This is a genomic window from Streptomyces sp. NRRL F-4489, assembly GCF_001509485.1.
Classification (GTDB): Bacteria; Actinomycetota; Actinomycetes; order Streptomycetales; family Streptomycetaceae; genus Streptomyces.
Genome location: NZ_LLZI01000227.1, coordinates 1 through 23496, shown reverse-complemented (window position 1 = coordinate 23496; position 23496 = coordinate 1). Strand labels below are relative to the sequence as shown.

Below are 23496 nucleotides of genomic sequence, written 5' to 3'. Positions count from 1 at the left end.
CCGGTAGCCGGCCCCAAGCCCCACCGCACCCCGCGCGTCAGGTCATCGACGGGTCCCCCTTGATCACGGCGAAGGGGGCGCCCGCCGGGTCCTTCACCATCGCCAGACGGCCGACGCCGGGGGCGTTCATCGGCGGGATGAGGACCGTGGCGCCGTGGCCGATGGCCTTCTCGTACGCGGCGTCGCAGTCGGTGACGCCGAAGTACGGGTGCCACTCGGACGTGGAGCCGGCGTCCAGATGCATCTGCTGGAGCTGGAGGATGCCGCCCTGCGCGGTGTCCTCGCCCACTCCGCCGCCGGGCGCGGAGACGAGGCTGTAGCCGACCTCGCCGCCCGTGGGAACGTCGTGGTAGCTCCAGTGGAAGACCGTGCGGTAGAAGCCTTTGGCCATGGCGACGTCGGTGGTGTACAGCTCCGTCCAGCACAGGGTGTTCGGCTCCATGACGACGTCCAGGCCGGGGACGTCGCCGGGCTGCCAGATGGCGAAGTCGGCGCCCGTGGGGTCGGTGAGCATGGCCAGCCGGCCGGCCGTGAAGACGTCCATCGGCCCCGTCCGGACCCGGCCGCCGGCCTGCTCGGCGGCCTTGCAGACCGCGTCCGCGTCGGTGGTGTGGAAGTAGACCGTCCAGGCCGGCTCCGCGCCCTCCTCCGTCAGCGGGCCGACGGCGGCGACCGTCTTCCCGCCGAGCCGGAAGAAGCCGTAGCCGCCGCCCTCCGGGCCGGCCGAGTGGAACGTCCAGCCGAACACCGCGGCGTAGAACCGGGCGGCGGCGTCGACGTCGGGGGCGCCGAGATCGAGCCAGTTCGGCGCGCCGGGGACGTAATGGGTCGTCAGCATGTGGGTGCTCCGATCACGCGGTCGTCAGTGCGGTCGTCAGTGCCGTTTCCCAGCATGGCAGCGACCACTGACAACGGCCCGCCGCGCGCCGCTCAGCCCGTGCCGAACCGCTCGCGCAGCGCACGCTTGAGGACCTTGCCGCTGGCGTTGCGCGGCAGCGCGTCCACGAACACCACCCGCTTGGGCACCTTGAACGGCGCCAGCCGGGCCCGGGCCACGGCGATCAGCTCGACCTCGGTCACCTCGCCCCCGCCCCGCGCCTCGCCGGCCCCGCCGGCACCACTGCCCTCGGCGGCCACGTCCGCCCCGTCCTCGTGCCCCGGGGCCGGGCGCCGGACCACCACCGCGGTCACCGCCTCGATCCACCGCTCGTCCGGCAGCCCGATGACCGCGACCTCGGCGACCTGCGGATGCGTGTACAGCGCGTCCTCCACCTGGCGCGAGGCGACCAGCACCCCGCCGGAGTTAATGACGTCCTTGACCCGGTCCACGATCGTGACATAGCCCTCCGCGTCCCGGACGGCGAGGTCCCCGGAGTGGAACCAGCCGCCCCGGAACGCCTCGGCGGTCTCCGCCGGCTTGTCCCAGTAGCCGGTGCACAGCTGCGGGGAGCGGTAGACGATCTCGCCCCGGGTGCCGTCCGGCACCTCCCGGCCGTCCTCGTCCACCACCCGGGCCTCCACGAACAGCACCGGCCGCCCGCAGGACGCGAGCCGGCCCTCGTGCTCCTCCGGGCGGAGGACGGTGGCCAGGGGGCCGATCTCGCTCTGGCCGAAGCAGTTGTAGAAGGCCAGGTGCGGCAGGCGGGCGCGGAGCCGTTCCAGGACCGGGACGGGCATGATCGACGCGCCGTAGTACGCCTTCCGCAGCCCGCCGAGGTCCCGGGTGGCGAAGCCGGGGTGGCCGGCCAGCGCGATCCAGACCGTCGGCGGGGCGAACAGGCTGTCCGCCCGGCCCTCCTCCACCAGCGTGAAGATCCGCTCGGGGTCCGGCCCGTCCAGGATGGTGTTCTCCGCGCCCACCGCCAGGTAGGGCAGCAGGAAGACGTGCATCTGGGCGGAGTGGTAGAGCGGCAGGGAGTGGACGGGGCGGTCGCTCTCCTTGAGGTCGAGGGCGGTGAGGGCGCTGGTGTACTCGTGCACCAGGGCGCGGTGGGTCATCATCGCCCCCTTGGGGAGCGCGGTGGTGCCCGAGGTGTACAGGAGCTGGACGAGGGCGTCCTCGGCCACGTCCGGCAGCGGAACTACCCCCTCCGCCTCCTCCGCCGCATCCGCCTCCTCCGCCAGCCGCTCGAGCAGCCCGTCCGGCGCCCCGTGCAGCGGCAGCGCGGGCAGGCCGTCCGGCAGCCGGGCGGCCAGCTCCGGGTCCGTGAGGACGAGCGCACTGCCGGACTGGCCGAGGAGATAGCCCAGTTCGTCGCCGGCGAGGGCGTGGTTCACCGGGACGTGCACCAGCCCGGCGCGGGCGCAGGCCAGGAAGCCGATCAGGTACGCGTCGGAGTTGTGCCCGTAGGACGCCACCCGGTCCCCGGGGCGCAGGCCCCGGGCCAGCAGCAGCCGGGCGGCGGCGGTCACCGCGCGGTCCAGTTCCCGGTAGGTCCAGCGGCGCTCTCCGTACCGCAGCGCTGTCCGCTCCGGCACCCGCCGCGCGCTCCGCCGCAGGATCCCGTCGACCGTGTTGCTCCGCGCGCCCGTTACGGGTGAGTCGAACGAGGCGTACGAGGTGCAGGAGGCGTACGAGGCGCCTCCGGCACCCGGGGCGGGCGGCGCCCCTGCCGCGTCCGTGGCATCCATGGCATCCGTCATGCGGTGATCCTGAGCGCCACCCGAGGACCGGTCAAGGCACCAGGCACGGCGACGCGCCCAGCAACCGGGCCCGCGCCGACCGGCCCGCCTCCCCAGGGACCGACCCGGCAGCGCCCCGCAGCCGGGCCCTCCCCCCAGGACGCCCCTACACCGCCCGCTCCCGCCCCTCCCAATACGGGTCCCGCAGCCGCCGCTTGTAGAGCTTGCCGTTGGGGTCGCGCGGCATGGCGGTGGTGAAGTCGACGGAGCGGGGGCGTTTGTAGCCGGCCAGCCGGTGGGCGCAGTGTTCCAGGAGCGCGGCGGCCAGTTCCGGGCCGGGCCGGTGGCCCTCGGCCGGTTCGACCACCGCCTTGACCTCCTCGCCCCAGTCGTCGTGCGGGATGCCGAACGCGGCGGCGTCGGCGACGGCGGGGTGGGAGAGGAGGACGGACTCGATCTCGGCCGGGTAGATGTTGACCCCGCCGGAGATGATCATGTCGATCTTGCGGTCCCGGAGGAAGAGGTAGCCGTCCTCGTCCAGGTAGCCGAGGTCGCCCACGGTGAAGAAGTCGCCGATGCGGTTCTTCCGGGTCTTGGACTCGTCCTTGTGGTAGGAGAAGCCGCCGGTGGCCATCTTCATGTAGACGGTGCCCAGTTGGCCGGCGGGCAGCCGGTTGCCGTCGTCGTCGAAGACCGCCAGTTCGCTGATCGGCCAGGCCCGGCCAACCGTCCCCGGCTTCTTCAGCCAGTCCTCGGCGGTGGCGAAGGCCCCGCCGCCCTCGCTGGCCGCGTAGTACTCCTCCACGCATCCGCCCCACCAGTCGATCATGGCGCGTTTGACGTGGTCGGGGCAGGGCGCGGCGCCGTGGATGGCGTGCCGCATGGACGACACGTCGTACCGGCCGCGGACCTCCTCCGGGAGGGCGAGGAGGCGGTGGAACTGGGTCGGGACCATATGGGTGTGCGTGCACCCGTACCGCGCTATCAGACGCAGCATCTCCTCCGGCGTCCACTTGTCCATCAGGACGACGCGGTGCCCGATGTGCAGGGAGGCGCCGGCGAACTGGAGGACGGCGGTGTGGTAGAGCGGCGAGCACACCAGGTGGACGTTGCCGTCGAACGGGCGGATGCCGAAGATGCCGAGGAAACCGCCGAGCGGGGTCTCCTCGGGGGGTTTGCCGGGCAGCGGGCGGCGGATGCCGCGCGGGCGGCCCGTCGTACCGGAGGTGTAGTTCATCACCCAGCCGAGGGTGCGCTCGTCGGGCGCGGACTCCGGCTGTCCGTCGAGGAGTTCGGCGTACGGGCGGAAGCCGGGGACGTCGCCGACGGCGTAGCGCCGGGCGGCAGCGAGGCCCGCCTCGTCGGCGGCGTCCCGGGCCGCGTCGCCGAACCGCTCGTGGGCGATCAGCACCTTGGCCCCGGAGTCGGCGACGATCCAGGCGATCTCCGGGCCGACGAGGTGGTGGTTGACGGGGACGAGGTAGAAGCCGGCCTGGGCGGCGGCGAGGTAGGCGGTGAAGAACTCCACGCCGTTGGGGAGGACGGCGGCGAACGCGTCGCCCCGTTCCAGGCCGGCCGCGCGCAGCCCGTGGACGAGCCGGTTGGCGGCGGCGTGCAGCCGGCCGGCGGTCCACTCCGCGCCGTCCGGGGCGATCAGGACCGTCCGGCCGGGGTCGGCGGTGGCCTGCGCCCAGAAGCCGTTGGGGGTGTCGGTCATGGCGGTGCCCTCCTGGTGTCCTCCTCGGCCGGGGCGGGGTTCAGGCGCGTCCGGCGATCCGGTTGATGCGGTCGATGGCCCGCTCGAAGCCGCGGGTGAGGTCGTCGAAGACGGCCTGGACGCTGCGTTCGCTGGTCATCCGGCCGACGATCTGGCCGACCGGGGTGCCGAGCAGCGGTTCGGTCTCGTACCGCTGGATACGGGAGTTGGCCTCGGCGACCAGCAGGCCCTGGAGCGGCATCGGCAGGGTGCCGGGGCCGCTGGGGTCGTCCCAGGCGTCGGTCCACGCGGTGCGCAGCTGGCGGGCGGGTTTACCGGTCAGGGCGCGGGAGCGGACGGTGTCGCCGGGGCCGGCGGCGAGCAGTTTCGCGGTCAGCCGCCGGGAGTGCAGATCGGCCTCCTCGGTGGTGAGCCAGATCGAGCCGAGCCAGACGCCCTGCGCGCCGAGCGCGAGTCCGGCGGCGATCTGCTCGCCGGTGCCGATCCCGCCGGCCGCGAGCACCGGCAGCGGGTCGACGGCGGCCACCACCTCGGGGGTGAGCACCATGGTGGCGATCTCGCCGGTGTGGCCGCCGGCCTCGTAGCCCTGGGCGACGACGATGTCGATACCGGCGGCCTTGTGGTGGCGGGCGTGGCGCGGACTGCCGGCCAGCGCGGCGACCTTGACGCCGTGCGCGTGGGCGCGCTCGATGACGTCCGCGGGCGGTGAGCCGAGCGCGTTGGCGAGCAGCTTGATCGGGTAGTCGAAGGCCACGTCGAGCTGGGTGCGGGCGACCTCCTCCATCCATCCGGTGATCCGCCAGCCGGACGCCTCGCCGGGCGGCAGCGGCGGTACGTCGTACTTGTCCAGGATCGCCTGGACGTAGCGGCGGTGCTCCTCCGGGATCATCGCCTCGACGTCGGCCTCGGTGACGCCCTCGACCTTCTTGGCGGGCATCACCACGTCCAGCCCGTAGGGCAGCCCCTCGGTGTGCTCCTGCATCCAGTCCAGATCGCGGACGAGGTCCCCGGGCGCGGTGTAGCGGACCGCGCCGAGCACCCCGAACCCGCCGGCGCGGGTGATCGCCGCGGCCACCGCGGGGAACGGCGTGAACCCGAAGACGGCGTACTCGACTCCCAGCGCGTTGCTCAGCTCCGTCTGCATGCGCGCAGGATGCCCCAGCCCGCCGCCCGAGGGAAGAGATTTTCTGATGCCACGTCAGAAACTTGGCGCAGAGCGGTAGTTGATCACGTAGAGAGCCACCTCACCCCTCCTCCAGCACCGCCATCGCCGCGTTGTGGCCCGGGATGCCGCTGACGCCGCCGCCGCGGAGGGCGCCGGCGCCGCAGAGGTGGATGGCGGGGTGGGCGGTGGCGACGCCCCAGCGGGCGGCGGGGGTGGGGAGGGGGGCCTCGTCGGGGGCGCAGGGGAAGGCGAGGTCGCGGTGGAAGATGTGGCCGCCGGGCAGGCCGAGTTCGCGGTCGAGGTCGAGCGGGGTGCGGACCTCGATACAGGGGCGGCCGTCGGCGTCGCGGGCCAGGCAGTCGGCGAGCGGTTCGGCGAGGTGGGCGTCGAGCTGGGCCAGGGTGGCGGCCAGCAGGCGGTCGCGGGTGGCGTCGTGGTCGGCGGCGAAGAGCCGGGCGGGGGTGTGCAGGCCGAAGAGGGTGAGGGTGTGGTAGCCGCGGCGGACGAGGTCGGCGCCCAGGATGGCCGGGTCGGTGAGGGAGTGGCAGTAGATCTCCGAGGGCGGGGCGGTGGGCGGCCGGCCGGCCGCCGCCTCCTGGTACGCGGTCTCCAACTGGCCGTAGCCCTCGGCGATATGGAAGGTGCCCGAGAACGCCTCGCGGGGGTCGGTGTGCCGGTCGCGGAGCCGGGGCAGCCGGGTGAGCAGCATATTGACCTTGAGCTGGGCGCCCTCGGCGGGCGGCGGGGCGGGCTCGCCGAGCAGCCGGGCCAGTTCGCGGGGCGCGGCGTTGACCAGGACGCGGCGGGCGCCGATGGTGTGCCCGTCGCCGGTGGTGACCTCGGCGGTGCGGCCGTCGGTGGCCAGCGCGGTGACCGGGCAGCCGGTGACCAGCTCGGCGCCGGCCCGCCGGGCCGCGTCGGCCAGCGCGTCGGTGAGCGCGCCCATGCCGCCGAGCGGTACGTCCCAGTCGCCGGTGCCGCCGCCGATGACGTGGTAGAGGAAGCAGCGGTTCTGCCGGAGCGAGGGGTCGTGGGCGGTGGCGAAGGTGCCGATCAGCCCGTCCGTCAGAACCACTCCGCGTACCAGGTCGTCGCGGAAGGTGTGCTCGATCAGCTCGCCGAGGGGGCGTTCGAAGAGGGCGTGCCAGGTGGCGTCGTCGCCGATCCGGGCGCGCAGCGCGGCGCGGGTGGGGAGCGGTTCGGTGAGGGTGGGGAAGACCCGTTCGGCGAGCGTGCGGGTGGTGGCGTAGAAGTCCCGCCAGGCGTCGTACTCGCGGTCCGAGCCGGTGAGCCGGGCGAACGACTCGCGGGTGCGGGCCCGGCCGCCGCCGACGAGCAGGCCGGTGGGGCGGCCGGCGCGCACGGCCGGGGTGTACGACGCGACGGTGCGCTTGCGGACCGCGAAGCGCAGCCCGAGGTCCCGCACGATCTTCGGCGGCAGCAGGCTGACGAGGTAGGAGTAGCGGGAGAGCCGGGCGTCGAGGCCGGCGAAGGCGCGGGTGGAGACCGCGGCGCCGCCGGTGCGGTCCAGCCGCTCCAGCACCAGCACGCGCCGCCCGGCGCGGGCGAGATATCCGGCGGCGACCAGGCCGTTGTGCCCGCCGCCGACGATGACCACGTCGTACGAAGTCCGTTCCGGCATGCCTCTTGGTAGCACGGGGGGCGGGTGGGGGCCAGGGAGCCGGCGGCGCGGCGGCAGCGGAATGAATCGTGTGTTCGTGGCGGTGCGGCTTCTTGACCGGCCGTCAGGGTGCTCCTAGCGTCCGGCCGTGCGCCGCCCTGGAACCGCCCGCCGGCCGTTCGCTCCGGCCGACCCGCCCACCCCGTGAGGTGACCCGTGTCCCGTCCCTCGGTATCCCGCCTCGGCCGCACCCTCGCCGGACTGACCGCCGCCGCCTGCTCGGCGGCCCTGATCTCGGCCACCGCCCCCGCCTCCGCCGCCGGCCCGGCCGGCGCCCGGCCCGACGCCGCCTACCCCGATCTCGCCCCGACGCCCCCGATGGGCTGGAACAACTGGTCGTACTACCAGTGCGGCGACCTCAGCGAGAAGGTCGTCCTGGACAACGCCCGGGCGCTGGTCAGCAGCGGACTGGCGCACCGCGGCTACCGCACCGTCACCGTCGACGACTGCTGGATGACCAAGCAGCGCGGGCCCAAGGGCGAGCTGGTGGTGGACACCGCGAAGTTCCCGCACGGTATGGCGTATCTGGGGCAGGAACTGCACCGGATGGGGCTGAAGTTCGGGATCTACGAGGACGTGGGCACGCTGACCTGCGGGAAGTACCCGGGCAGCCTGGGCCATTTCGAGCAGGACGCCAAGCAGTTCGCGAGCTGGGGGGTGGACTACCTCAAGGCGGACGGCTGCAACGTCCCGGTGCCCAAGGGGCAGAGCAAGGAGCGGGTCTTCCACGATCTGTACGCGCAGCAGAGCCGGGCGCTGCGGGCCACCGGGCGGCGGATCACCTTCTCGATCTCCGCGCCGGCCTACTTCCAGTTCGCCGGGGACGCGGTGTGGCACCGGGTCATCCAGTGGTCGGCGCGGCTGGGCAATCTGTGGCGGGGCGGCAAGGACATCGCGGTGCAGCAGAGCAGCCCGGCCGCGAAGTGGGCCTCGATCGCCTACAACTTCCGCTACAACGCCAATCTGGCCGACCTCCAGCGCCCGGGCCGCTGGAACGACCCGGACTTCCTGCTGGTCGGCGACTCCGGGCTGTCCCGGGACGAGATGCAGAGCCAGATGTCGCTGTGGGCGGTGATGGCCGCGCCGCTGATCTCCAGTACGGATCTGACCCGGCTCTCCCCGGGCGCGCTGGCGATCCTGGGGAACCGCGAGGTGATCGCGGTCAACCAGGACCCGCTGGGCGTCCAGGGCCATATCGTCCAGCAGGACGGGGACGCGGCGGTGCTGTCCAAGCCGCTGCGGAACGGGGACCGGGCGATCGCCCTGTTCAACGGGGGCGACGCGGCGCGCACGCTGTCCGTCACGGCGGGCGCGGCGGGGCTGCCGGAGGCGGACTCCTACCGGCTGCGGGACCTGGTGACCGGGCGGAGCGGGCGGGTCGCGCGGACCATCGTGGCCCGGGACGTGCCACCGCACGCCACGGTGCTGTACCGGGTGCGGGCGGAGCGCTGAGCCGGGGCGGGCCGGCAGGCGCGGCACGGGCCGCCGCCACGGTCCGTTCGCGGCCGGCGGGGCGGGCCGCCCGCTACCGGCGGCCCCCGGCCCGCTCCCGGCGGAGTGCCGCGACCCGGCGGTGCAGGGCGGCCGCCTCCTCCGTCCGGCCCAGCCGCTCCAGGCACTGGGCCTGTTCGCCGCGGGCGGCCAGGGCGTCGAGATGGGCCGCGCCCAGGGTCCGTTCGCGGGCGTCGGCGACCTCGCGGTAGACGTCCAGGGCCTGCGCCCACTGCCCGAGCCGGCCCAGCGCCACGGCGGTCTCGCGGCGGCTGGCGAGGGTGTCGGGGTGGTCGGCGCCGAGCACCCGGGCGCGGGCCGCGGCGACCTCGCGGGCCTCGGCCAGCGCCTCCGGCCAGCGGTCCAGGCGGCCGTGGTTGACGCCCAGGCCGTGCCGGGCGCGCAGCGTCTCGGGGTCGTCGGGGCCCTGGGCGCGGGTGCGGGCCGCCACCAGCTCGCGGTAGTGGGCCAGCGCCTCCGCGCTGCGGCCCAGCCGGCCCAGGGCGACCGCGGTCTCGTAGCGGGCGGCGAGGGTGTCGGGGTGGTCCGGGCCGAACGCGGCGGCCCGCCCGGCGGCCAGACCCTGATACGCCGTCAGCGCCTCCGGCCAGCGGCCCAACAGGCCGCAGGTGTAGGCCAGTTGCCAGCGGCTGGTGAGGGTGTCGGGGTGCCGTTCGCCGAGGACCCGGGCGCGGGCCTCGGTGACCTCGCGGGCGGCGGCGCGGCACTCCTCCAGGCGGCCGAGGCGGCCCAGGCCGGCCGCGAGGTGGTGGCGGCAGGCGAGGGTGTCGGGGTGGTCGGGGCCGAGCAGCCGCTCCCGGCCGGCCAGCACCTCGGCGTAGACCTCCTGGGCCTCGACGTGCCGGCCGGCCCGGGTCAGCGCGCGGGCGTCCGCGAGGCGGCCGGTGAGCGCGGCGAGCGGCGCCCGGTGGCCGCCGTCCGGGGCCGGGCGGTCCGGGCCGACGGCCGGGGACGCCTCGCCGCGCAGCGGGTCGCGGGCGGAGGTCCACACCTCGGTGAGGTCCGCGGCGGGCCCGTCCAGGGGCGTCCGGCGCGGCGGGCGGGTGCCGGCGGCCGGGGCGCCGGGGGTGATGCCGCGGCTCCAGGCCGGCAGCCGCGGGGCGGGCACCGTCAGGTCGTCCGGGTCCGCCGGGCCGGGGCCGGGGCCGGGGCCGCGCGCGGGGCGGCGGTGGCGGGCGTCGGCGAGCCGTTTGGCCAGTTCGCCGGCGTTACGGGGCCGGTCGTCCGGTTCCTTGGCGAGCAGGTCCAGGATGATCCGCTCGTACGGCTCGGGCAGGTCGGGGCGGACCGCGCGCGGCGGGTCGGGCGCGGTGTCACGGTGGCCTACGAGGACCGCCCAGGCGTCGCCCTGGGCGAACGGCGGGGCGCCGGTGGTGATCTCGTAGAGCACGCAGCCGAGGGAGTACAGGTCGCTGCGGTGGTCGACGGTGCCGCCGGCGATCTGCTCGGGCGACATGTAGTGCGGGCTGCCCATGGCGACGCCGCTGCCGGTCAGCCGGGCGGTGAAGCCGATGTCGTGGCCGAGGCGGGCGATGCCGAAGTCGCAGATCTTGACCGTGCCGTCGGTGGTGCGGACGAGGTTGGCGGGCTTCAGGTCGCGGTGCACGACGGCCTGTTCGTGGGTGTAGGCGAGGGCCGCGGCGATCTGCTCGGCGATCTCGGCGACGTCCGGGACGGGCAGCGGCTGGCGGCGGTTGTCGTCCAGCAGCTGGCTGAGGTTGCGGCCGGTGAGCAGCTCCATGACGAGGAAGAGGATGCCGCCGTCCTCGCCGAAGTCGTGCACGACGGTGACGCCGCGGTGCTGGAGCCCGGCCGCGACCCGGGCCTCGCGGCGGAAGCGCTCGCGCAGCACCCGCAGGAAGCCCGGCTCCTGCCGCTGCCCGATCGGTTTGAGGCATTTGACCGCGACCTGGCGGCCCAGCGCCTCGTCGCGGGCCCGCCACACCTCCCCCATGCCGCCGCGTCCGATGGTGTCGAGCAGGCGGTACCGCCCGTGAATCAGCCTGTGCTCCGCCATCCGTATCGCCGCCCCCGCCCCCGCGTTCAGCCGCGTGGATCCCCCGGTGTGCTCTGCCCGTCCAGTATGGCGGCCCGGTCCCGGAGCTTGTAGGTCCCGGGCCGGGCGGTGGGGCCGAGCCGGGCGACGGCGCCCAGGACGTGGCGGGGCGGCAGCCGCCAGCGGAGCTCCGGCGGTACGGCGCGCAGCAGTCGGCCGGTGGTCCGCAGACGGCGGGTGACGGCGGCGGGCGGGGGCGCGGGCCGGCCGTAGAGCGCGTGCGCGTAGCCGGGCAGCGCCGCGTACGCCAGGCCGGCGACCGGCCGCCACAGCAGGGCGCGGGCCGGGACGAGCGGGGCCGGGACCGGCGGGCGGCGCAGGAAGGCGTCGACCTGGCGCGCCTCGGGGGTGCACGCCAGCTCGGGCCGGACGGCGGCGAAGTAGGCGGCGAGCGCGGCCCGGTCGCCGGGAACGGTGTCCGGGTCGAGGCCGACGAGCCGCGCGGCGGTGCGCTGTTCGGCGAGGTACCGATCGGCCTGGCGGCTCGTCAGCGGATAGCCGGAGCGGCGCAGCACATGGAGGTACGAGTCCACCTCGGCGCAGTGCACCCAGCGCAGCAGCGCCGGGTCGTCGACCGGGTAGCGGGCGCCGGTGGCGGGGTCGGTGGCGGTCAGCCGGCGGTGCAGGGCACGGACGGCGGCACCGGCCCGCTCGGCGTCCGCGGCGGTCCCGTACGTAACGGTGCCGACGAAGCCGGCGGTGCGCATCAGCCGGCCCCAGGCGTCACGCCGGCCCCGGTCGTCCATGCGGAACGCGGCGGAGTTCTGGAGCACCGCGCGGACCGCGCCCGGATGCAGCGCCTGGAGGTAGAGGGCGCGGACACCGGCGAGCCACATCATCGGGTCGGCGTGCAGCTGCCAGGTCACCGAACGGGGGCCGAACAGCCCCGGATCACCGGCCATGGCGTGCCGCCTCCCGCCTCACCGCCGCACCCGGGGCATGCCCAGGCCGATCCAGGAGATGATTTCGCGCTGGATCTCGTTGTTGCCGCCGCCGAAGGTGAAGATGACGGCGGAGCGGTAGCCGCGTTCCAGTTCGCCGTGGAGGACGGCGCCGGCGGAGCCCTCTTTGAGGGGGCCGGCGGCGGCGGTGATCTCCATCAGCCAGGCGTAGGCGTCCCGGCGGGCCTCGGAGCCGTAGACCTTGACGGCGGAGGCGTCCTGGGGGGTGAGGGTGCCGTGCTGGAGGGCGTCGACCATGCGCCAGTTCATCAGCTTCATGGCCTCCAGCCGGGTGTGGGTGCGGGCGAGCCGGCCGCGTACCCAGCCGAGGTCGATGACCCGGCGGCCGTCGGTGAGTTCGGTGGCGGCGGCCCACCGGTGGACGTCGTGGTACGCGCGCAGGGCCATGGCGCCGTGGGCGGCGAGGGTGACCCGTTCGTGGTTGAGCTGGTTGGTGATGATCCGCCAGCCCCCGTTCTCGCGGCCGACTCGGCGGGCGGCGGGGACGGTGATGTTCTCGTAGTAGCTGGCGGTGGTGTCGTGCGAGGCGAGGGTGTTGATGAGGGTGCAGGAGTAGCCGGGGTCGCTGGTGGGGACGAGGAGCAGGGTGATGCCCTTGTGGGGCGGGGTGGTGGCGTCGGCGGGCGCGGTGCGGACGGCGAGCCAGACCCAGTCGGCGGTGTCGCCGTTGGTGGTCCAGATCTTCTGGCCGTTGACGACGTAGTGGCCGGTGTCCTCGTCGCCCTCGCGGACGGCGCGGGTCTTCAGGGCGGCGAGGTCGGTGCCGGCGTCGGGTTCGCTGTAGCCGATGGCGAAGTCCAGTTCGCCGGCGAGGATGCGGGGCAGGAAGTACGCCTTCTGCTCGTCGGTGCCGTAGCGCATCAGGGTGGGGCCCACGGTGTTGAGCGCCATCAGCGGCAGCGGGACGCCGGCCTGGGCGGCCTCGTCGAAGAAGATGAACTGCTCCATGGGTGTCAGCCCGCGGCCGCCGTACTCCCTGGGCCAGCCGACGCCGAGCCAGCCGTCCGCGCCGAGCCGGCGGATGGTCTGGCGGTAGAAGCGCTTCTGCGCGGCCGGGTCGTCGTAGCGGGCGGCGGCGTGGTCCGGCACCAGGGTGCCGAAGTAGGTCCGCAGTTCGGCGCGCAGCCGCCGCTGTTCCGGGGTGTAGTCCAGGTGCACGGCCCCTCCACCAGGTCGGTCCGGTCCGGCCGCCGGTCTTTTTCCTGACGGTCCGTCGGATACGCGGTCGTGGGGCACAGTAGAACGCGTTCCAGTATTCCGGAAGGGCGGCGGCCGGGGCGCGGCACGGCGAAGGCCCGGCGCGGCACCCGTTCGGTACCGTGCCGGGCCCGGCCCCGACCCGCCGCGCCGGGCGGCCGTCAGCCGGCGTGCTTGGCGGCGTCGCCGGGCAGTACGCGGTTGCGCTGCACGTCCTTGCAGTACCGGACGAAGCCGGTGTTGGTGACGTGCTTGGCCGAGACCCAGCCCCCCCGGTGCTCGCGGAGCTGGTACCACACGTCGTTGCCGCGGATGTTCTGGGCGCGGACCTTGCAGATGATGCCGACCCGTTCGCGGTTGCGGAGGTAGCCCCTCGACGCGGAGTCCGTGCTGGGGTCCTGGCGCTCGTTCATCCCGCGGGCGGCGGTGACGGTGCCGTACGGCTTGGCCGGGCCGGCGGTCTGCGGCTGGGGGCGGGGCTGCGGCTGGGGCGTGGCCCCGGCCGGGGCCGCGGCGAGCAGCGTCGCCCCCAGAGCGACAGCCGTGGACAGCGCACCCGCACCGGCGGCGAGCTTCTTGCCTCGGGCCACGAGGACCTCGGTCGTGGACATAGGGGTCTCCTGTTCTTGACGCGCGATGCCTTGACGCGCAATGCCACCCATTGGCGCGGTCTGGACATTACGCCCGAACCGCCCAGAAAATGGGGTGAAACGACGACCGGGCGGCCGATCGTGTGACGCCCCATGGGGCCGGTGGCGGAACGAAATCACCCGTCCCGCGGCGCGCCGGTGCGCGCGGTCAGCCCTCGCTGCCCGCCTCGTGGATCCCGAAGACCGCGCCCTGCGGATCGCGCACCATCGCGATCCGCGGACCGTCCGGGACGTTGGTCGGCGCCATCAGCAGCATCCCGCCGGACTCGGCGGCGCGGGCCGCGGTCCCGTCGACGGACGCCACCGCGAAGTACGGCAGCCAGTGCGGCCGGACGTCCTCGCGGTCGCGCGACTCCAGGGTGCACATGCCGCCGAAGTCGGCGCCCTCCAGGCCCCATTGGGCGTAGCTGCCCTGGGAGCGGACGGTCCAGCCGAAGACCTCGGCGTAGAAGGAGACCGCGGCGTCCGGGTCGTCGGTGGCCAGCTCGACCCAGCCCAGCGAACCGGGCCCGTTCAGCAACTCGGCGCCGGGGAAGGTGCGGGCCTGCCACAGCGCGAAGGCGGCGCCGGACGGGTCGGCGAGCACCGCGAAGGTGCCCAGGTCGAAGACGTCCCGGGGCTTCACCAGGACGCTGCCGCCGGCCCGGGTCACGGCCCCGGCCAGCTCCCCGATGTCGCGGGTGGCGAAGGTGACGGTCCAGGCGGTCGGCTGGCCCGGCGCGTACAGCGGGCCGGCCGCGGCGACCCGGGCGCCGTCCGCGGAGAAGAGGGTGTAGCCGCCGTGCTCGGGGCGCGGGTCGGTCTCGGCCTGCCAGCCGAAGACCTGGCGGTAGTACACCGCCGCGGTCGGTACGTCCGAGGTGCCCAGCTCGACCCAGCAGGGTGCCCCGGGCGTGGGCTCTGTGATCTTCACGCGCTGCTCCGTCCCTCCGCGCGAACGGCCGGGCGGACGCCGCGCGGGGCCGCGCGGCGCCGGGCCTGTTCCGCTGCCGATCGTCCGACGCGCGGGGGCGGCCCGCAACCGGGCGCCGGGCCGGGCCGCGGCCCGGTCAGCGGCCCAGCGGGTGCGGCCGGCGCAGGCGGCGGGCCGGGCGCGGGGCGCCCCGGCCGAAGGCGGCGGCCAGGTCGCGGGCGGCCGTGCCGGCGGCCGCGGCCGAGCGGGCGAAGAGCGCCGCCTCGTAGGCGCGGACGGCTTGGTCGGGGTCGGCCTGCCAGGTGTGCGCCTCGACCAGGCGGCGGGCCAGTTCGCAGCCGTCGAGCAGGGCGAGGTCGGCGCCCGGCCCGGAGAACGGCGCCATCAGGTGCGCCGCGTCGCCGAGGAGGGTCAGGCCCGGGGTGTGCGGCCAGGTGTGCGGCACCGGGAGCGCGAAGAGCGGGCGGTCGGTGAACCCCTCGTCGCTGTCGCCGAGCAGCGCCCGCAGCCGCGCGTCCCAGCCGGCGAACCGGGCCAGCAGCACGGCCCGGACCGCCTCGGTGTCCGCGAGGGACACCCCGGCCTCGCGCGCCCAGTCCTCCGCGCCGGGCAGCGCCGCGTACACCAGGATCCGGCCGCCGGCCTCCCGCCGGGCGAGCAGGCCCGGGCCACCGGACAGCGCCAGCATCCGGCCGCGGCCGACCAGCCGGGCGGCGCCGGGGTGGCGGGCGTCCGCGTCGTCCAGGGCGGTCTCGACGTAGGAGACACCGGCGTAGTGCGGGTCGGCGTCGGAGAGCAGCGGGCGCACCCGGGACCAGGTGCCGTCCGCGCCGATGACGAGGTCGAAGACGGCGGTCCGGCCGTCGTCGAAGACGGCCTGGTGGCGGCCGCCGCCGCGCGGGTGCAGGGTGCGCAGGTGGGCGCCCCAGCGGACGGTGCCGGGCGCGAGCGCGTCCAGCAGCAGGCGGCGCAGTTCCGGCCGGCCGATCTCCAGGCGCTCCGCGGCCCCGGCGTCGGGCGTCTCGCGGCGGAGGAGCGCGCCGGTGGGGGCGAGCAGCCGGGTCTCGCGGCCGGCGGGCCGGGCCGCGGCGCGGAACGCGGTCGCCAGCCCGGCCGCGCGCAGGGCGGCGCGTCCGCCCGCGGCCCGCAGCTCCAGGGGGCCGCCGGGCGCCGGACCCTCCGGGCCGGGCTCCCGCTCCCAGACGGTGACCGGTACGCCGTACCGCTGGAGGATCCGGGCGCAGAGCAGGCCGCCGGGGCCCGCCCCGATGATCGCGATACGGAACGTGGTGGGCGGCATGCGCGGCGCTCCTCGTGCTCCTCGGTCCGCGGACCGTCGCGGTGCCGGCGGACCGTCCCGCTACCAGAGGAGCACAGCGGCCGGGAAAGCGCGATCGGGGCCGGGCGCGGCGCCGGGCCGGTCAGTCGGGGAGCGCCCGGAGCAGCACCAACGAGCCCTCCAGATACGGCTGGTGGCGCAGGTGGCCGTGGCGGGCGTCCCAGGTGCCGTCGGCCAGATCGCGGCGGAGGGCGGCGGTGAAGCGGTCCACGGCCGGCGGGTCGACGAAGCTCCACGCCGAGCACGCCTGGCGCGCGGCGGGGTCGAGCAGCCGCTCGGGCCGCCCGTAGTACGCCTCGTTGAAGCCGTCGGTGCAGTCGAGCGGGATGGGCACCGGCGCGGTGGTGACCGTGCCGCCGAGGGCGGCCGCGAGATCGCCGAGCGCGGGGTAGCGGCGGGCCTCGGTGTCCAGGACGTCCGGGCAGTACCGGTGCAGCCAGAAGTCGCGCACCCGGTCCGGGTCGCAGGTCAGCACCGCCACCGGGCCGCGGGTCACCCGGCGCAGTTCGCGCAGTCCGGCCGCCGGGTCGGGCCACTGGTGGACGCTGAAGGTGGTCATCGCGGCGTCGAACGAGGCGTCGGGGAAGGGGAGTCGCTCGGCCACGGCGTCCACCGCGGGGGCGAGGTGGGCCGGGCGCTGGGCGCGCATCGCGGCGGACGGTTCGACGGGGGTGACCTCCCAGGGGCCGTCCTCGTACGAGCCGGCGCCCGCGCCGACGTTCAGGACCGTGCGGGCGGCGCCGAGGGCTTCGTGGATCAAGGCGCCGATCCGGGGGTCCGGGCGGCGGTGGCGGCCGTAACCGCCGCCCACGGCCGCGTAGTCCACATCGCCGGCGCTGCCGTCCTGCATCCGTGACGTCATGGCGTGAACATATCAGCGGGTGCCGGGCCGGCGGCGGGGGTTTGCCGGGTTTGCGCCCAGGGGCGGCGGGCAGGCGGCGATCAGCGGAACGGCGCAGGATGGAACCACCCAGGAGGGAGGGCCACCACCATGACCAGCGGTACGACCGACCAGGGACCGGAGCCCGCGCCCCGGGACCCGCGGCCGGTACCCCGCGACCCGGGGACGCCGGAGCCCGGCGAGGAGCCGGCGGAGGAGCCCGCGGCCGAGCCCGGTCCGGGGCCCGCTCCGGAGGAGCCGCCCGGCGCGCAGCCGGACGACCATCCGGCGCCCGAACCACCGGACTGAGCCGGAGGGGGCTGCCCCGCGGCCGCCCGCCCCGGTGCCCGTCCGGTTGCAGCGGCGGCACCACCGGCGCAAGGTGGGAGCGATTCCGGTGCGGGCGCGTTCGGGACGCGCCGGCCGGCCCGCCCGGCACGCCGGGCCGATATCGGGAGAACCGGCATGCTGCTGCCCGACAAGTCCGAGCTCGCCTCGCTGCTGCGGCGCTACCGCGTCTGGGAGCGGGTGGTGCTCGCCGATCCGCACGACCCGGCCGCCCGGCGCCGGCTGGAGGACCTCGCGTACACGCTGTGCGTCCTGATGGGCCGGCGCACCGTGCACGAGGCGATCATCGAGGCGGAGCAGTACCTCGCGGCGGCCCCGGCCGTCCCGCCGGCCGCCGAGCGGCACGAGAGCTGACGCCCGCCGGCGCCGGGGGCCGCCGCGCGCGACCGCCGGCCGGGCGGCCGCATCCGCAAGTACGCACATCACCAGCACACGTGAGGGGCGCCATGGTGCGCATCGGATACACGATGATGACCGAGCAGGCAGGCCCCCGGGAGCTCGTCGGCCACGTGGTGGGCGCCGAGCGCGCCGGGTTCGACTTCTCGGTGACCTCCGACCACTACTTCCCGTGGCTGGCCTCCCAGGGCCACGCCCCGTACGCCTGGAGCGTGCTGGGCGCCGCGGCGCAGGCCACCGAGCGGATCCCGCTGATGACGTACGTGACCTGCCCGACGACCCGCTACCACCCCGCCGTGGTCGCCCAGAAGGCGGCGACCATGCAGCTGCTCTCCGGCGGCCGCTTCCGGCTCGGCCTGGGGTCGGGCGAGAACCTCAACGAGCACGTGGTGGGCGGCGGCTGGCCGCGCGCCGCGGTGCGGCTGGAGAAGCTGGCGGAGGCCATCGAGATCATCCGCAAGCTGTTCGCCGGCGGCGAGGTCACCCACCGCGGCCCGCACTACGAGGTCAGCGCGGCCAAGCTGTGGGACCTGCCCGACGAGCCGCCGCCGATCGGCGTCGCGGTCTCCGGCCCCCGCTCCTGCGAGCTGGCCGGGCGCCTGGGCGATCTGGTGATCTCCACCGAGCCCAAGGCGGAGCTGCTGACCGCGTTCGACCGGCACGGCGGCACCGGCAAGCCCCGGGTGGGCCAGCTGCCGGTCTGCTACGACCCCGACCGGAAGGCCGCCGTCGCCCGGGCGCACGACCAGTTCCGGTGGGCGCTGGGCGGCTGGCCGGTCAACTCCGAGCTGCCCGGTACCACCGCGTTCGCCACCGCGACCGACGCCGTGCGGCCCGAGGACGTCGCCGAGGCGATCCCGTGCGGGGACGACGTCGGGGAGTTCGTGGAGGCGGTGCGGCCGTACGTGGACGCCGGGTTCACCGAGGTGGCGCTGGTCCAGATCGGCGGCCGCCACCAGGAGCCGTTCCTGGAGTGGGCCGAGGCCAAGCTGCTGCCGGCGCTGCGCGAGCTGGGGAGCTGAGGGGCCAGGTGCACACCGCGGAGACGGAGACCGAAACGGAGACCGGGACGGCAGCGGCGGCGGGCCCCCTGGACGCCGCCGAGCTGCGCGCCCTCGACGCGCACTGGCGGGCCGCCAACTACCTCGCCGCCGGGCAGATCTACCTGATGGCCAACCCCCTCCTGGACGAGCCGCTGCGCCCGGAGCACATCAAGCCCCGGCTGCTGGGCCACTGGGGCACCTCCCCCGGCCTGAACCTCGTCCACACCCACCTCAACCGCGTCATCTCGGCCCGGGACCTGGACGCGCTGTGCGTCTGGGGGCCGGGCCACGGCGGTCCTGCGGTGCTGGCCAACTCCTGGCTGGAGGGCACGTACACCGAGACGTACCCGGACGTGACCCGGGACCGGGACGGGATGGCGCGGCTGTTCCGGCAGTTCTCGTTCCCCGGCGGGGTGCCCAGCCACGTCGCGCCGGAAACCCCGGGGTCGATCCACGAGGGCGGCGAGCTGGGCTACTCGCTCGCGCACGCCTACGGGGCGGCGTTCGACAACCCGGACCTGCTGGTCGCGTGCGTGATCGGCGACGGGGAGGCGGAGACCGGGCCGCTGGCCGCGTCCTGGCACGGCACGACCTTCCTCGACCCGGTGCACGACGGCGCGGTGCTGCCGATCCTGCACCTCAACGGCTACAAGATCGCCAATCCGACGGTGGCGGCCCGGATGCCCGAGGAGCAGCTGGACGCGCTGCTGCGCGGCAGCGGGCACGAGCCGCTGCACGTCACCGGCGACGATCCGGCCGCGGTCCACCAGGCGTTCGCCGCCGCCCTGGACGAGGCGCTGGACCGGATCGCGGCCCTCCAGCGCCGGGCCCGCGTCGAGGGCGACCGCACCCGCCCCCTGTGGCCGGCGATCGTGCTGCGCACCCCCAAGGGCTGGACCGGCCCGCACGAGGTGGACGGGCAGCCCGTCGAGGGCACCTGGCGCGCCCACCAGGTCCCGCTCTCCGGGGTGCGGGACCACGCCGACCACCGGCACCAGCTGGAGCGGTGGCTGCGCTCGTACCGTCCCGAGGAGCTGTTCGACCAGGACGGGCGGCCGACCGCGGAGGTGCTGGCGTGCGTGCCCCGGGGCCGCCGCCGGCTGGGCGCCACCCCGCACGCCAACGGCGGGCTGCTGCTGCGCGAACTGCCGCTGCCGCCGCTGGAGCGGCACGCGGTGGACGTGGCCCGGCCCGGCGCCACCGCGCACGAGCCGACCAAGATGCTCGGCGGGCTGCTCGCCGACGTCATGTCGGCCACCGCCGAGCGCCGCGACTTCCGCCTCGTCGGCCCGGACGAGACCGCCTCGAACCGGCTGGACGCGGTCTACGCCGCCACCGCCAAGGCGTGGCAGGCCGCGACGCTGCCCACCGACGAGCATCTGGCGCACGACGGCCGGGTGCTGGAGGTGCTGTCCGAACACCTCTGCCAGGGCTGGCTGGAGGGCTATCTGCTCACCGGCCGGCACGGGCTGTTCTCCAGTTACGAGGCGTTCGCGCATATCGTCGACTCGATGGTCAACCAGCACATCAAGTGGCTGCGCACCGCCCGCCGCCTCCCCTGGCGCCGCCCCATCGCCTCCCTGAACTACCTCCTGACCTCGCACGTCTGGCGCCAGGACCACAACGGCTTCTCGCACCAGGACCCCGGCTTCGTGGACCACGTCCTGAACAAGAGCCCGGAGGTCGTCCGGGTCTACCTGCCGCCGGACACCAATACCCTGCTGTCGGTGGCCGACCACGCGCTGCGCAGCCGCGACTACGTCAATGTGATCGTGGCCGGGAAGCAGCCGTGCTTCGACTGGCTCACGATGGACCAGGCCCGCGCGCACTGCGCCCGCGGCGCCGGGGCCTGGGACTGGGCCGGCACCGAGGACGGCAGCCGGGAGCCGGACGTGGTGCTGGCCTGCGCCGGGGACGTGCCGACGCAGGAGACGCTGGCCGCCGCCGAGCTGCTGCGCCGCCATCTGCCGGAGCTGGCGGTGCGGGTGGTGAACGTCGTGGACATGGCCCGGCTGCTGCCGGCCGGGGTCCATCCGCACGGGATGCCGGACGCCGAGTACGACGCGCTGTTCACCCGCGACAAGCCGGTGATCTTCGCGTACCACGGCTACCCCTGGCTGATCCACCGGCTCTCCTACCGCCGCACCGGCCACGCGCATCTGCACGTCCGCGGCTACCGCGAGGAGGGCACCACCACCACGCCGTTCGACATGGTGGTCCGCAACGACCTGGACCGCTACCGGCTGGTCATGGACGTGGTGGACCGGGTGCCCGGTCTCGGCGTGCGCGCGGTGGCGCTGCGCCAGGCGATGGCGGACGTCCGGGCCCGCCACCACGACTGGATCCGCGAGCACGGCACGGACCTGCCGGAGGTCGCGGAGTGGACGTGGGCCGGGTGACGGGCGGGTGACCGGCCGACCGGCCGCGCGCTGGCCCGGCTGACCCGGTCGGCGTAGCGGGACGGGGGCCGGCAGCCGCACGGCAGGCGGGGGCGCGGCGGTGCTGCCTAGCATGGGACGCGGCAGCGAACCGCATCCCCGAAGGCGGCTCCCATGCGCCCCACCGCGAAGTTCTCCATCAGCTTCGGCCTGGTCACGATCCCGGTGGCCGCGTACAACGCCACGGACGCGTCCGCCTCGGTGAGCTTCGTACGGATCCACACGGCGGACGGCGGGCGGGTGCGCAACCAGCCGGTGTGCTCGCTGGAGGGCACCGAGGTCCCCGCCGACGAGATCGGGCGCGGCTACCGCACCGAGGACGACGCGGTGGTCCCGCTGAGCGACGAGGACCTGGACGCGCTGCCGCTGCCGACCGCGAAGACGCTGACCATCCTGGCCTTCGTCGACGGCGGCGACATCGACCCGCTCCAGATGGGCAAGGGCTACTACCTGGGCGCGGACAGCCCCGCGGCGGCCAAGCCGTACGCGCTGCTGCGGGACGCGATGGAGCGGCACCAGCGGGTCGGGCTCGGCAAGATCGCGCTGCACGGGCGGGAGACGCTGGCCATGCTGCGGCCGGTGGAGGGGGTGCTGGTGATGCAGGTGCTGCTGTGGCCGCACCAGATCCGCCCGATGACCGGGGTCCTGCCGGAGCGCGAGGTGAAGGTCGCGGACAACGAGGTGCGGGCCGCCGAGACGCTGATGGACTCCTTCGGCGAGCTGTCCGAGGAGGATGTGCACGATCACTACCGGGAGGCCCTGGAGGAGATCGTGGCGGCCAAACTCGCCGACCGCGAGCCGGAGTTCGAGACCGGCGAGGAGCGGCCCACCGGCCAGGTCATGGACCTGATGGCGGCGCTCCAGGACAGCGTACGGGCCGCGAAGCGGGCGCGCGGCGAGGAGGCGGAGGAGGAGGGCGGAGAGGCCGGGGAGGCGGCGCCGGGCCGGAAGGCCGCCGCCGCGCCGAAGAAGACCGCGGCGGCCCGGAAGACCGCCCCGCGGAAGACCGCGAAGAGCGCGCAGACGGCCAAGGGCGCGAAGACCGCGGAGTCCGGGGCCGGTGGCAAGGGCCAGAAGGCCGCGGCCGGGAAGAAGACCGCGGGTACGGGCCGGAAGACCGCCGCGGCCAAGCAGACCGCCGGCCGCGGCCGCAAGGCCGGCTGAGCCGGTCAGCGGCAGCCGGGCACGAGCCGGTCAGCGGCAGCCCGTACCGCCCGGCGGCAGCACCCCGTCCAGCAGGTACGCGTCCACCTTCTGCCGTACGCAGGCGTCGCCGGACGGGTACGCGGCGTGCCCCTGGCCGTGGTAGGTCAGCACCACGCTGGCGTTGCCCAGCGCCCGGGCCATGTGGGCGGCGCCCTCGTACGGGGTGGCCGGGTCGTCGGTGGTGGCGACCAGCAGCGCGGGCGGCGCGTCGTGGGCGGCCACGTCCCGGGAGGCGTCGTCGCCGGGCACCGGCCAGTCGTAGCAGTCCAGCAGGGTCGGGGCGATGTCCGGGCCGAACAGCGGGGACGCCTGGGTCAGCTCGCGCACCGCGCGGGGGTAGTCGGCGGGGCCGTAGCGCTCGGAGGTGTCCCGGCAGCTGATCGCCCGCAGGGCCAGCTGGTCCTGGGACGGCATGGCCTCGGTGGCGCTGCGGCCGCCGGGGCCTCCGGGCCGGCCGCCGGCCGCGCTGCCGCCACCGCCGCTGAGCTGGAGGATCCCGCCGGCGTCCCCGGAGAGCAGCCGCGCCAGCGCGTCGCGCAGCGCGGGCCAGTTGTCGCGGCTGTAGAGGGATTCGCGCAGCGCGTAGGCATAGGTGGTGCCGTCCACGTCGGTGCCGTTCGCCCGCATCGGGTGGTCGTTCAACTTCCCGTACCAGTCGGCGAGTTGGCGCTCCACGGCCTTCGTGTCGCCGCTCAGCGGGCAGCCGTGGGCGGCGCAGTCGGCGGCGAAGTCGTCCAGCACCCGCTGGAAGCCGCGGGCCTGGTCCACGGCGGTCTGCCAGGTGTTCCGGGTCGGGTCCTCGACGCTGTCCAGCACCATCCGGCCGGTGGTGCGGGGGAAGGTGTGGGCGTAGACCGAGCCGAGCCGGGTGCCGTACGAGAAGCCCAGGTAGGTCAGGGCGCGGTCGCCGGTCGCGGACCGCAGGACGTCCATGTCGCGGGCGGCGTCGGGGGTGCCGACCCACGGCAGCAGCGTGCCGGAGTGGCGGCCGCAGGCCGCGTTGATGCGCTGCTCGTTCGCGGCGAGCGCGGCCGCGCCCTGGCCGCCGGCCGGGGTGAAGCTCTTGCCGCAGTCGATCGGATCGGTGTGGCCGGTGCCGCGCGGGTCGAAGCTGACCAGGTCGTAGCGCTGCCCGAGGTGGGCGTAGGTGGCGCTGTTGGCGATCAGGTAGTCGACGCCGGAGTCGCCGGGGCCGCCGGGGTTGATGACCAGGGAGCCGAGCCGTTTGCCGGGGCCGGTCGCGGGCAGCCGGACGAGCTGGACGCGCAGGGTGCCCTGGTCGGGGTGGCGGTAGTCGCGCGGCACCTCCAGGCGGGCGCATTGGAAGCGGCTCGCGTCGGCGGTGGGCGGTGCGGCCCCGGGCGGCGGCGG

The 23496-nt window shown here is 75.3% G+C and carries 19 protein-coding genes; 6 read left to right on the top strand and 13 right to left on the bottom strand.

From position 1 onward, the window contains the following. Window positions 1-37: 37 nt before the first annotated feature. The 5 genes from ADL22_RS18575 to ADL22_RS18555 form a co-directional block, all read right to left on the bottom strand. Window positions 38-838 carry a VOC family protein gene (locus tag ADL22_RS18575; protein ID WP_066980538.1) on the bottom strand — a complete coding sequence of 267 codons (801 nt, stop codon included), beginning with the start codon at window positions 836-838 and terminating at the stop codon, window positions 38-40. 92 nt (window positions 839-930) lie between these two features. Next, window positions 931-2643 carry an acyl-CoA synthetase gene (locus tag ADL22_RS18570; RefSeq protein ID WP_234430763.1) on the bottom strand — a complete coding sequence of 571 codons (1713 nt, stop codon included), beginning with the start codon at window positions 2641-2643 and terminating at the stop codon, window positions 931-933. 145 nt (window positions 2644-2788) lie between these two features. After that, on the bottom strand, window positions 2789-4339 hold the full coding sequence (locus tag ADL22_RS18565; protein ID WP_066980534.1) for an acyl-CoA synthetase: 1551 nt from the start codon (window positions 4337-4339) through the stop codon (window positions 2789-2791). A 40-nt stretch (window positions 4340-4379) separates the two neighbouring features. After that, complete coding sequence (locus ADL22_RS18560) at window positions 4380-5483, bottom strand: NAD(P)H-dependent flavin oxidoreductase (protein WP_066980531.1); 1104 nt, start codon at window positions 5481-5483, stop codon at window positions 4380-4382. A gap of 100 nt (window positions 5484-5583) precedes the next feature. Beyond that, a complete protein-coding gene (locus ADL22_RS18555) occupies window positions 5584-7146 on the bottom strand; it encodes a phytoene desaturase family protein (RefSeq protein ID WP_066980528.1) in 1563 nt (520 codons plus the stop codon). Between the two features lie 195 nt (window positions 7147-7341). On the opposite strand from ADL22_RS18555, the gene ADL22_RS18550 reads away from it, so the two are divergent. Then, window positions 7342-8637 carry a glycoside hydrolase family 27 protein gene (locus ADL22_RS18550; protein ID WP_066980525.1) on the top strand — a complete coding sequence of 432 codons (1296 nt, stop codon included), beginning with the start codon at window positions 7342-7344 and terminating at the stop codon, window positions 8635-8637. Window positions 8638-8710: 73 nt separating this feature from the next. Here ADL22_RS18550 and ADL22_RS18545 read toward each other — a convergent pair whose 3' ends face one another. The 7 genes from ADL22_RS18545 to ADL22_RS18515 form a co-directional block, all read right to left on the bottom strand. Further along, complete coding sequence (locus ADL22_RS18545; RefSeq protein ID WP_066980523.1) at window positions 8711-10714, bottom strand: serine/threonine-protein kinase; 2004 nt, start codon at window positions 10712-10714, stop codon at window positions 8711-8713. A gap of 26 nt (window positions 10715-10740) precedes the next feature. Then, complete coding sequence (locus ADL22_RS18540) at window positions 10741-11655, bottom strand: oxygenase MpaB family protein (protein ID WP_066980520.1); 915 nt, start codon at window positions 11653-11655, stop codon at window positions 10741-10743. 18 nt (window positions 11656-11673) lie between these two features. Then, window positions 11674-12873 carry an acyl-CoA dehydrogenase family protein gene (locus ADL22_RS18535; RefSeq protein ID WP_066980517.1) on the bottom strand — a complete coding sequence of 400 codons (1200 nt, stop codon included), beginning with the start codon at window positions 12871-12873 and terminating at the stop codon, window positions 11674-11676. 200 nt (window positions 12874-13073) lie between these two features. Then, window positions 13074-13523: an SH3 domain-containing protein gene (locus tag ADL22_RS18530; protein WP_066980515.1), complete on the bottom strand. Its 450-nt coding sequence runs from the start codon at window positions 13521-13523 to the stop codon at window positions 13074-13076. Window positions 13524-13710: 187 nt separating this feature from the next. Continuing rightward, window positions 13711-14475, bottom strand: a complete 765-nt coding sequence (locus ADL22_RS18525; RefSeq protein WP_066980513.1) for a VOC family protein — start codon at window positions 14473-14475, stop codon at window positions 13711-13713. Between the two features lie 136 nt (window positions 14476-14611). Beyond that, complete coding sequence (locus ADL22_RS18520; RefSeq protein WP_066980510.1) at window positions 14612-15775, bottom strand: FAD-dependent oxidoreductase; 1164 nt, start codon at window positions 15773-15775, stop codon at window positions 14612-14614. Window positions 15776-15896: 121 nt separating this feature from the next. Next, window positions 15897-16676 carry a class I SAM-dependent methyltransferase gene (locus ADL22_RS18515; protein ID WP_066980507.1) on the bottom strand — a complete coding sequence of 260 codons (780 nt, stop codon included), beginning with the start codon at window positions 16674-16676 and terminating at the stop codon, window positions 15897-15899. A 129-nt stretch (window positions 16677-16805) separates the two neighbouring features. Between ADL22_RS18515 and ADL22_RS18510 the strand changes: the two genes are divergently transcribed. The 5 genes from ADL22_RS18510 to ADL22_RS18490 all read left to right on the top strand — a co-directional run bounded on the left by ADL22_RS18510 (window position 16806) and on the right by ADL22_RS18490 (window position 22083). Beyond that, complete coding sequence (locus ADL22_RS18510; RefSeq protein WP_066980504.1) at window positions 16806-17003, top strand: hypothetical protein; 198 nt, start codon at window positions 16806-16808, stop codon at window positions 17001-17003. A gap of 156 nt (window positions 17004-17159) precedes the next feature. After that, window positions 17160-17396: a DUF5133 domain-containing protein gene (locus ADL22_RS18505; RefSeq protein ID WP_066980502.1), complete on the top strand. Its 237-nt coding sequence runs from the start codon at window positions 17160-17162 to the stop codon at window positions 17394-17396. A 92-nt stretch (window positions 17397-17488) separates the two neighbouring features. Next, window positions 17489-18460 carry an LLM class F420-dependent oxidoreductase gene (locus ADL22_RS18500; RefSeq protein ID WP_066980498.1) on the top strand — a complete coding sequence of 324 codons (972 nt, stop codon included), beginning with the start codon at window positions 17489-17491 and terminating at the stop codon, window positions 18458-18460. Window positions 18461-18528: 68 nt separating this feature from the next. Continuing rightward, window positions 18529-20880, top strand: coding sequence for a phosphoketolase family protein (locus tag ADL22_RS18495; RefSeq protein ID WP_234430766.1), 2352 nt, complete (start codon window positions 18529-18531; stop codon window positions 20878-20880). Between the two features lie 153 nt (window positions 20881-21033). After that, window positions 21034-22083 (top strand): Ku protein, encoded by a 1050-nt coding sequence (locus ADL22_RS18490; protein WP_066980492.1) that lies wholly within the window; start codon window positions 21034-21036, stop codon window positions 22081-22083. A gap of 30 nt (window positions 22084-22113) precedes the next feature. Here the strand turns inward: ADL22_RS18490 and ADL22_RS18485 are convergent. Continuing rightward, the coding region (locus tag ADL22_RS18485; protein WP_066980490.1) for an alpha/beta hydrolase at window positions 22114-23496 on the bottom strand (1383 nt) is incomplete at its 5' end.

Bases quoted from the DNA above. Each gene is read 5' to 3' on its own strand.
- ADL22_RS18545 (WP_066980523.1), bottom strand. From the start codon at position 10,714: ATGGCGGAGCACAGGCTGATTCACGGGCGGTACCGCCTGCTCGACACC.
- ADL22_RS18570 (WP_234430763.1), bottom strand. From the start codon at position 2,643: ATGACGGATGCCATGGATGCCACGGACGCGGCAGGGGCGCCGCCCGCC.
- ADL22_RS18500 (WP_066980498.1), top strand. From the start codon at position 17,489: ATGGTGCGCATCGGATACACGATGATGACCGAGCAGGCAGGCCCCCGG.
- ADL22_RS18575 (WP_066980538.1), bottom strand. From the start codon at position 838: ATGCTGACGACCCATTACGTCCCCGGCGCGCCGAACTGGCTCGATCTC.
- ADL22_RS18490 (WP_066980492.1), top strand. From the start codon at position 21,034: ATGCGCCCCACCGCGAAGTTCTCCATCAGCTTCGGCCTGGTCACGATC.
- ADL22_RS18505 (WP_066980502.1), top strand. From the start codon at position 17,160: ATGCTGCTGCCCGACAAGTCCGAGCTCGCCTCGCTGCTGCGGCGCTAC.
- ADL22_RS18510 (WP_066980504.1), top strand. From the start codon at position 16,806: ATGACCAGCGGTACGACCGACCAGGGACCGGAGCCCGCGCCCCGGGAC.
- ADL22_RS18520 (WP_066980510.1), bottom strand. From the start codon at position 15,775: ATGCCGCCCACCACGTTCCGTATCGCGATCATCGGGGCGGGCCCCGGC.
- ADL22_RS18555 (WP_066980528.1), bottom strand. From the start codon at position 7,146: ATGCCGGAACGGACTTCGTACGACGTGGTCATCGTCGGCGGCGGGCAC.
- ADL22_RS18515 (WP_066980507.1), bottom strand. From the start codon at position 16,676: ATGACGTCACGGATGCAGGACGGCAGCGCCGGCGATGTGGACTACGCG.
- ADL22_RS18530 (WP_066980515.1), bottom strand. From the start codon at position 13,523: ATGTCCACGACCGAGGTCCTCGTGGCCCGAGGCAAGAAGCTCGCCGCC.
- ADL22_RS18540 (WP_066980520.1), bottom strand. From the start codon at position 11,655: ATGGCCGGTGATCCGGGGCTGTTCGGCCCCCGTTCGGTGACCTGGCAG.
- ADL22_RS18560 (WP_066980531.1), bottom strand. From the start codon at position 5,483: ATGCAGACGGAGCTGAGCAACGCGCTGGGAGTCGAGTACGCCGTCTTC.
- ADL22_RS18565 (WP_066980534.1), bottom strand. From the start codon at position 4,339: ATGACCGACACCCCCAACGGCTTCTGGGCGCAGGCCACCGCCGACCCC.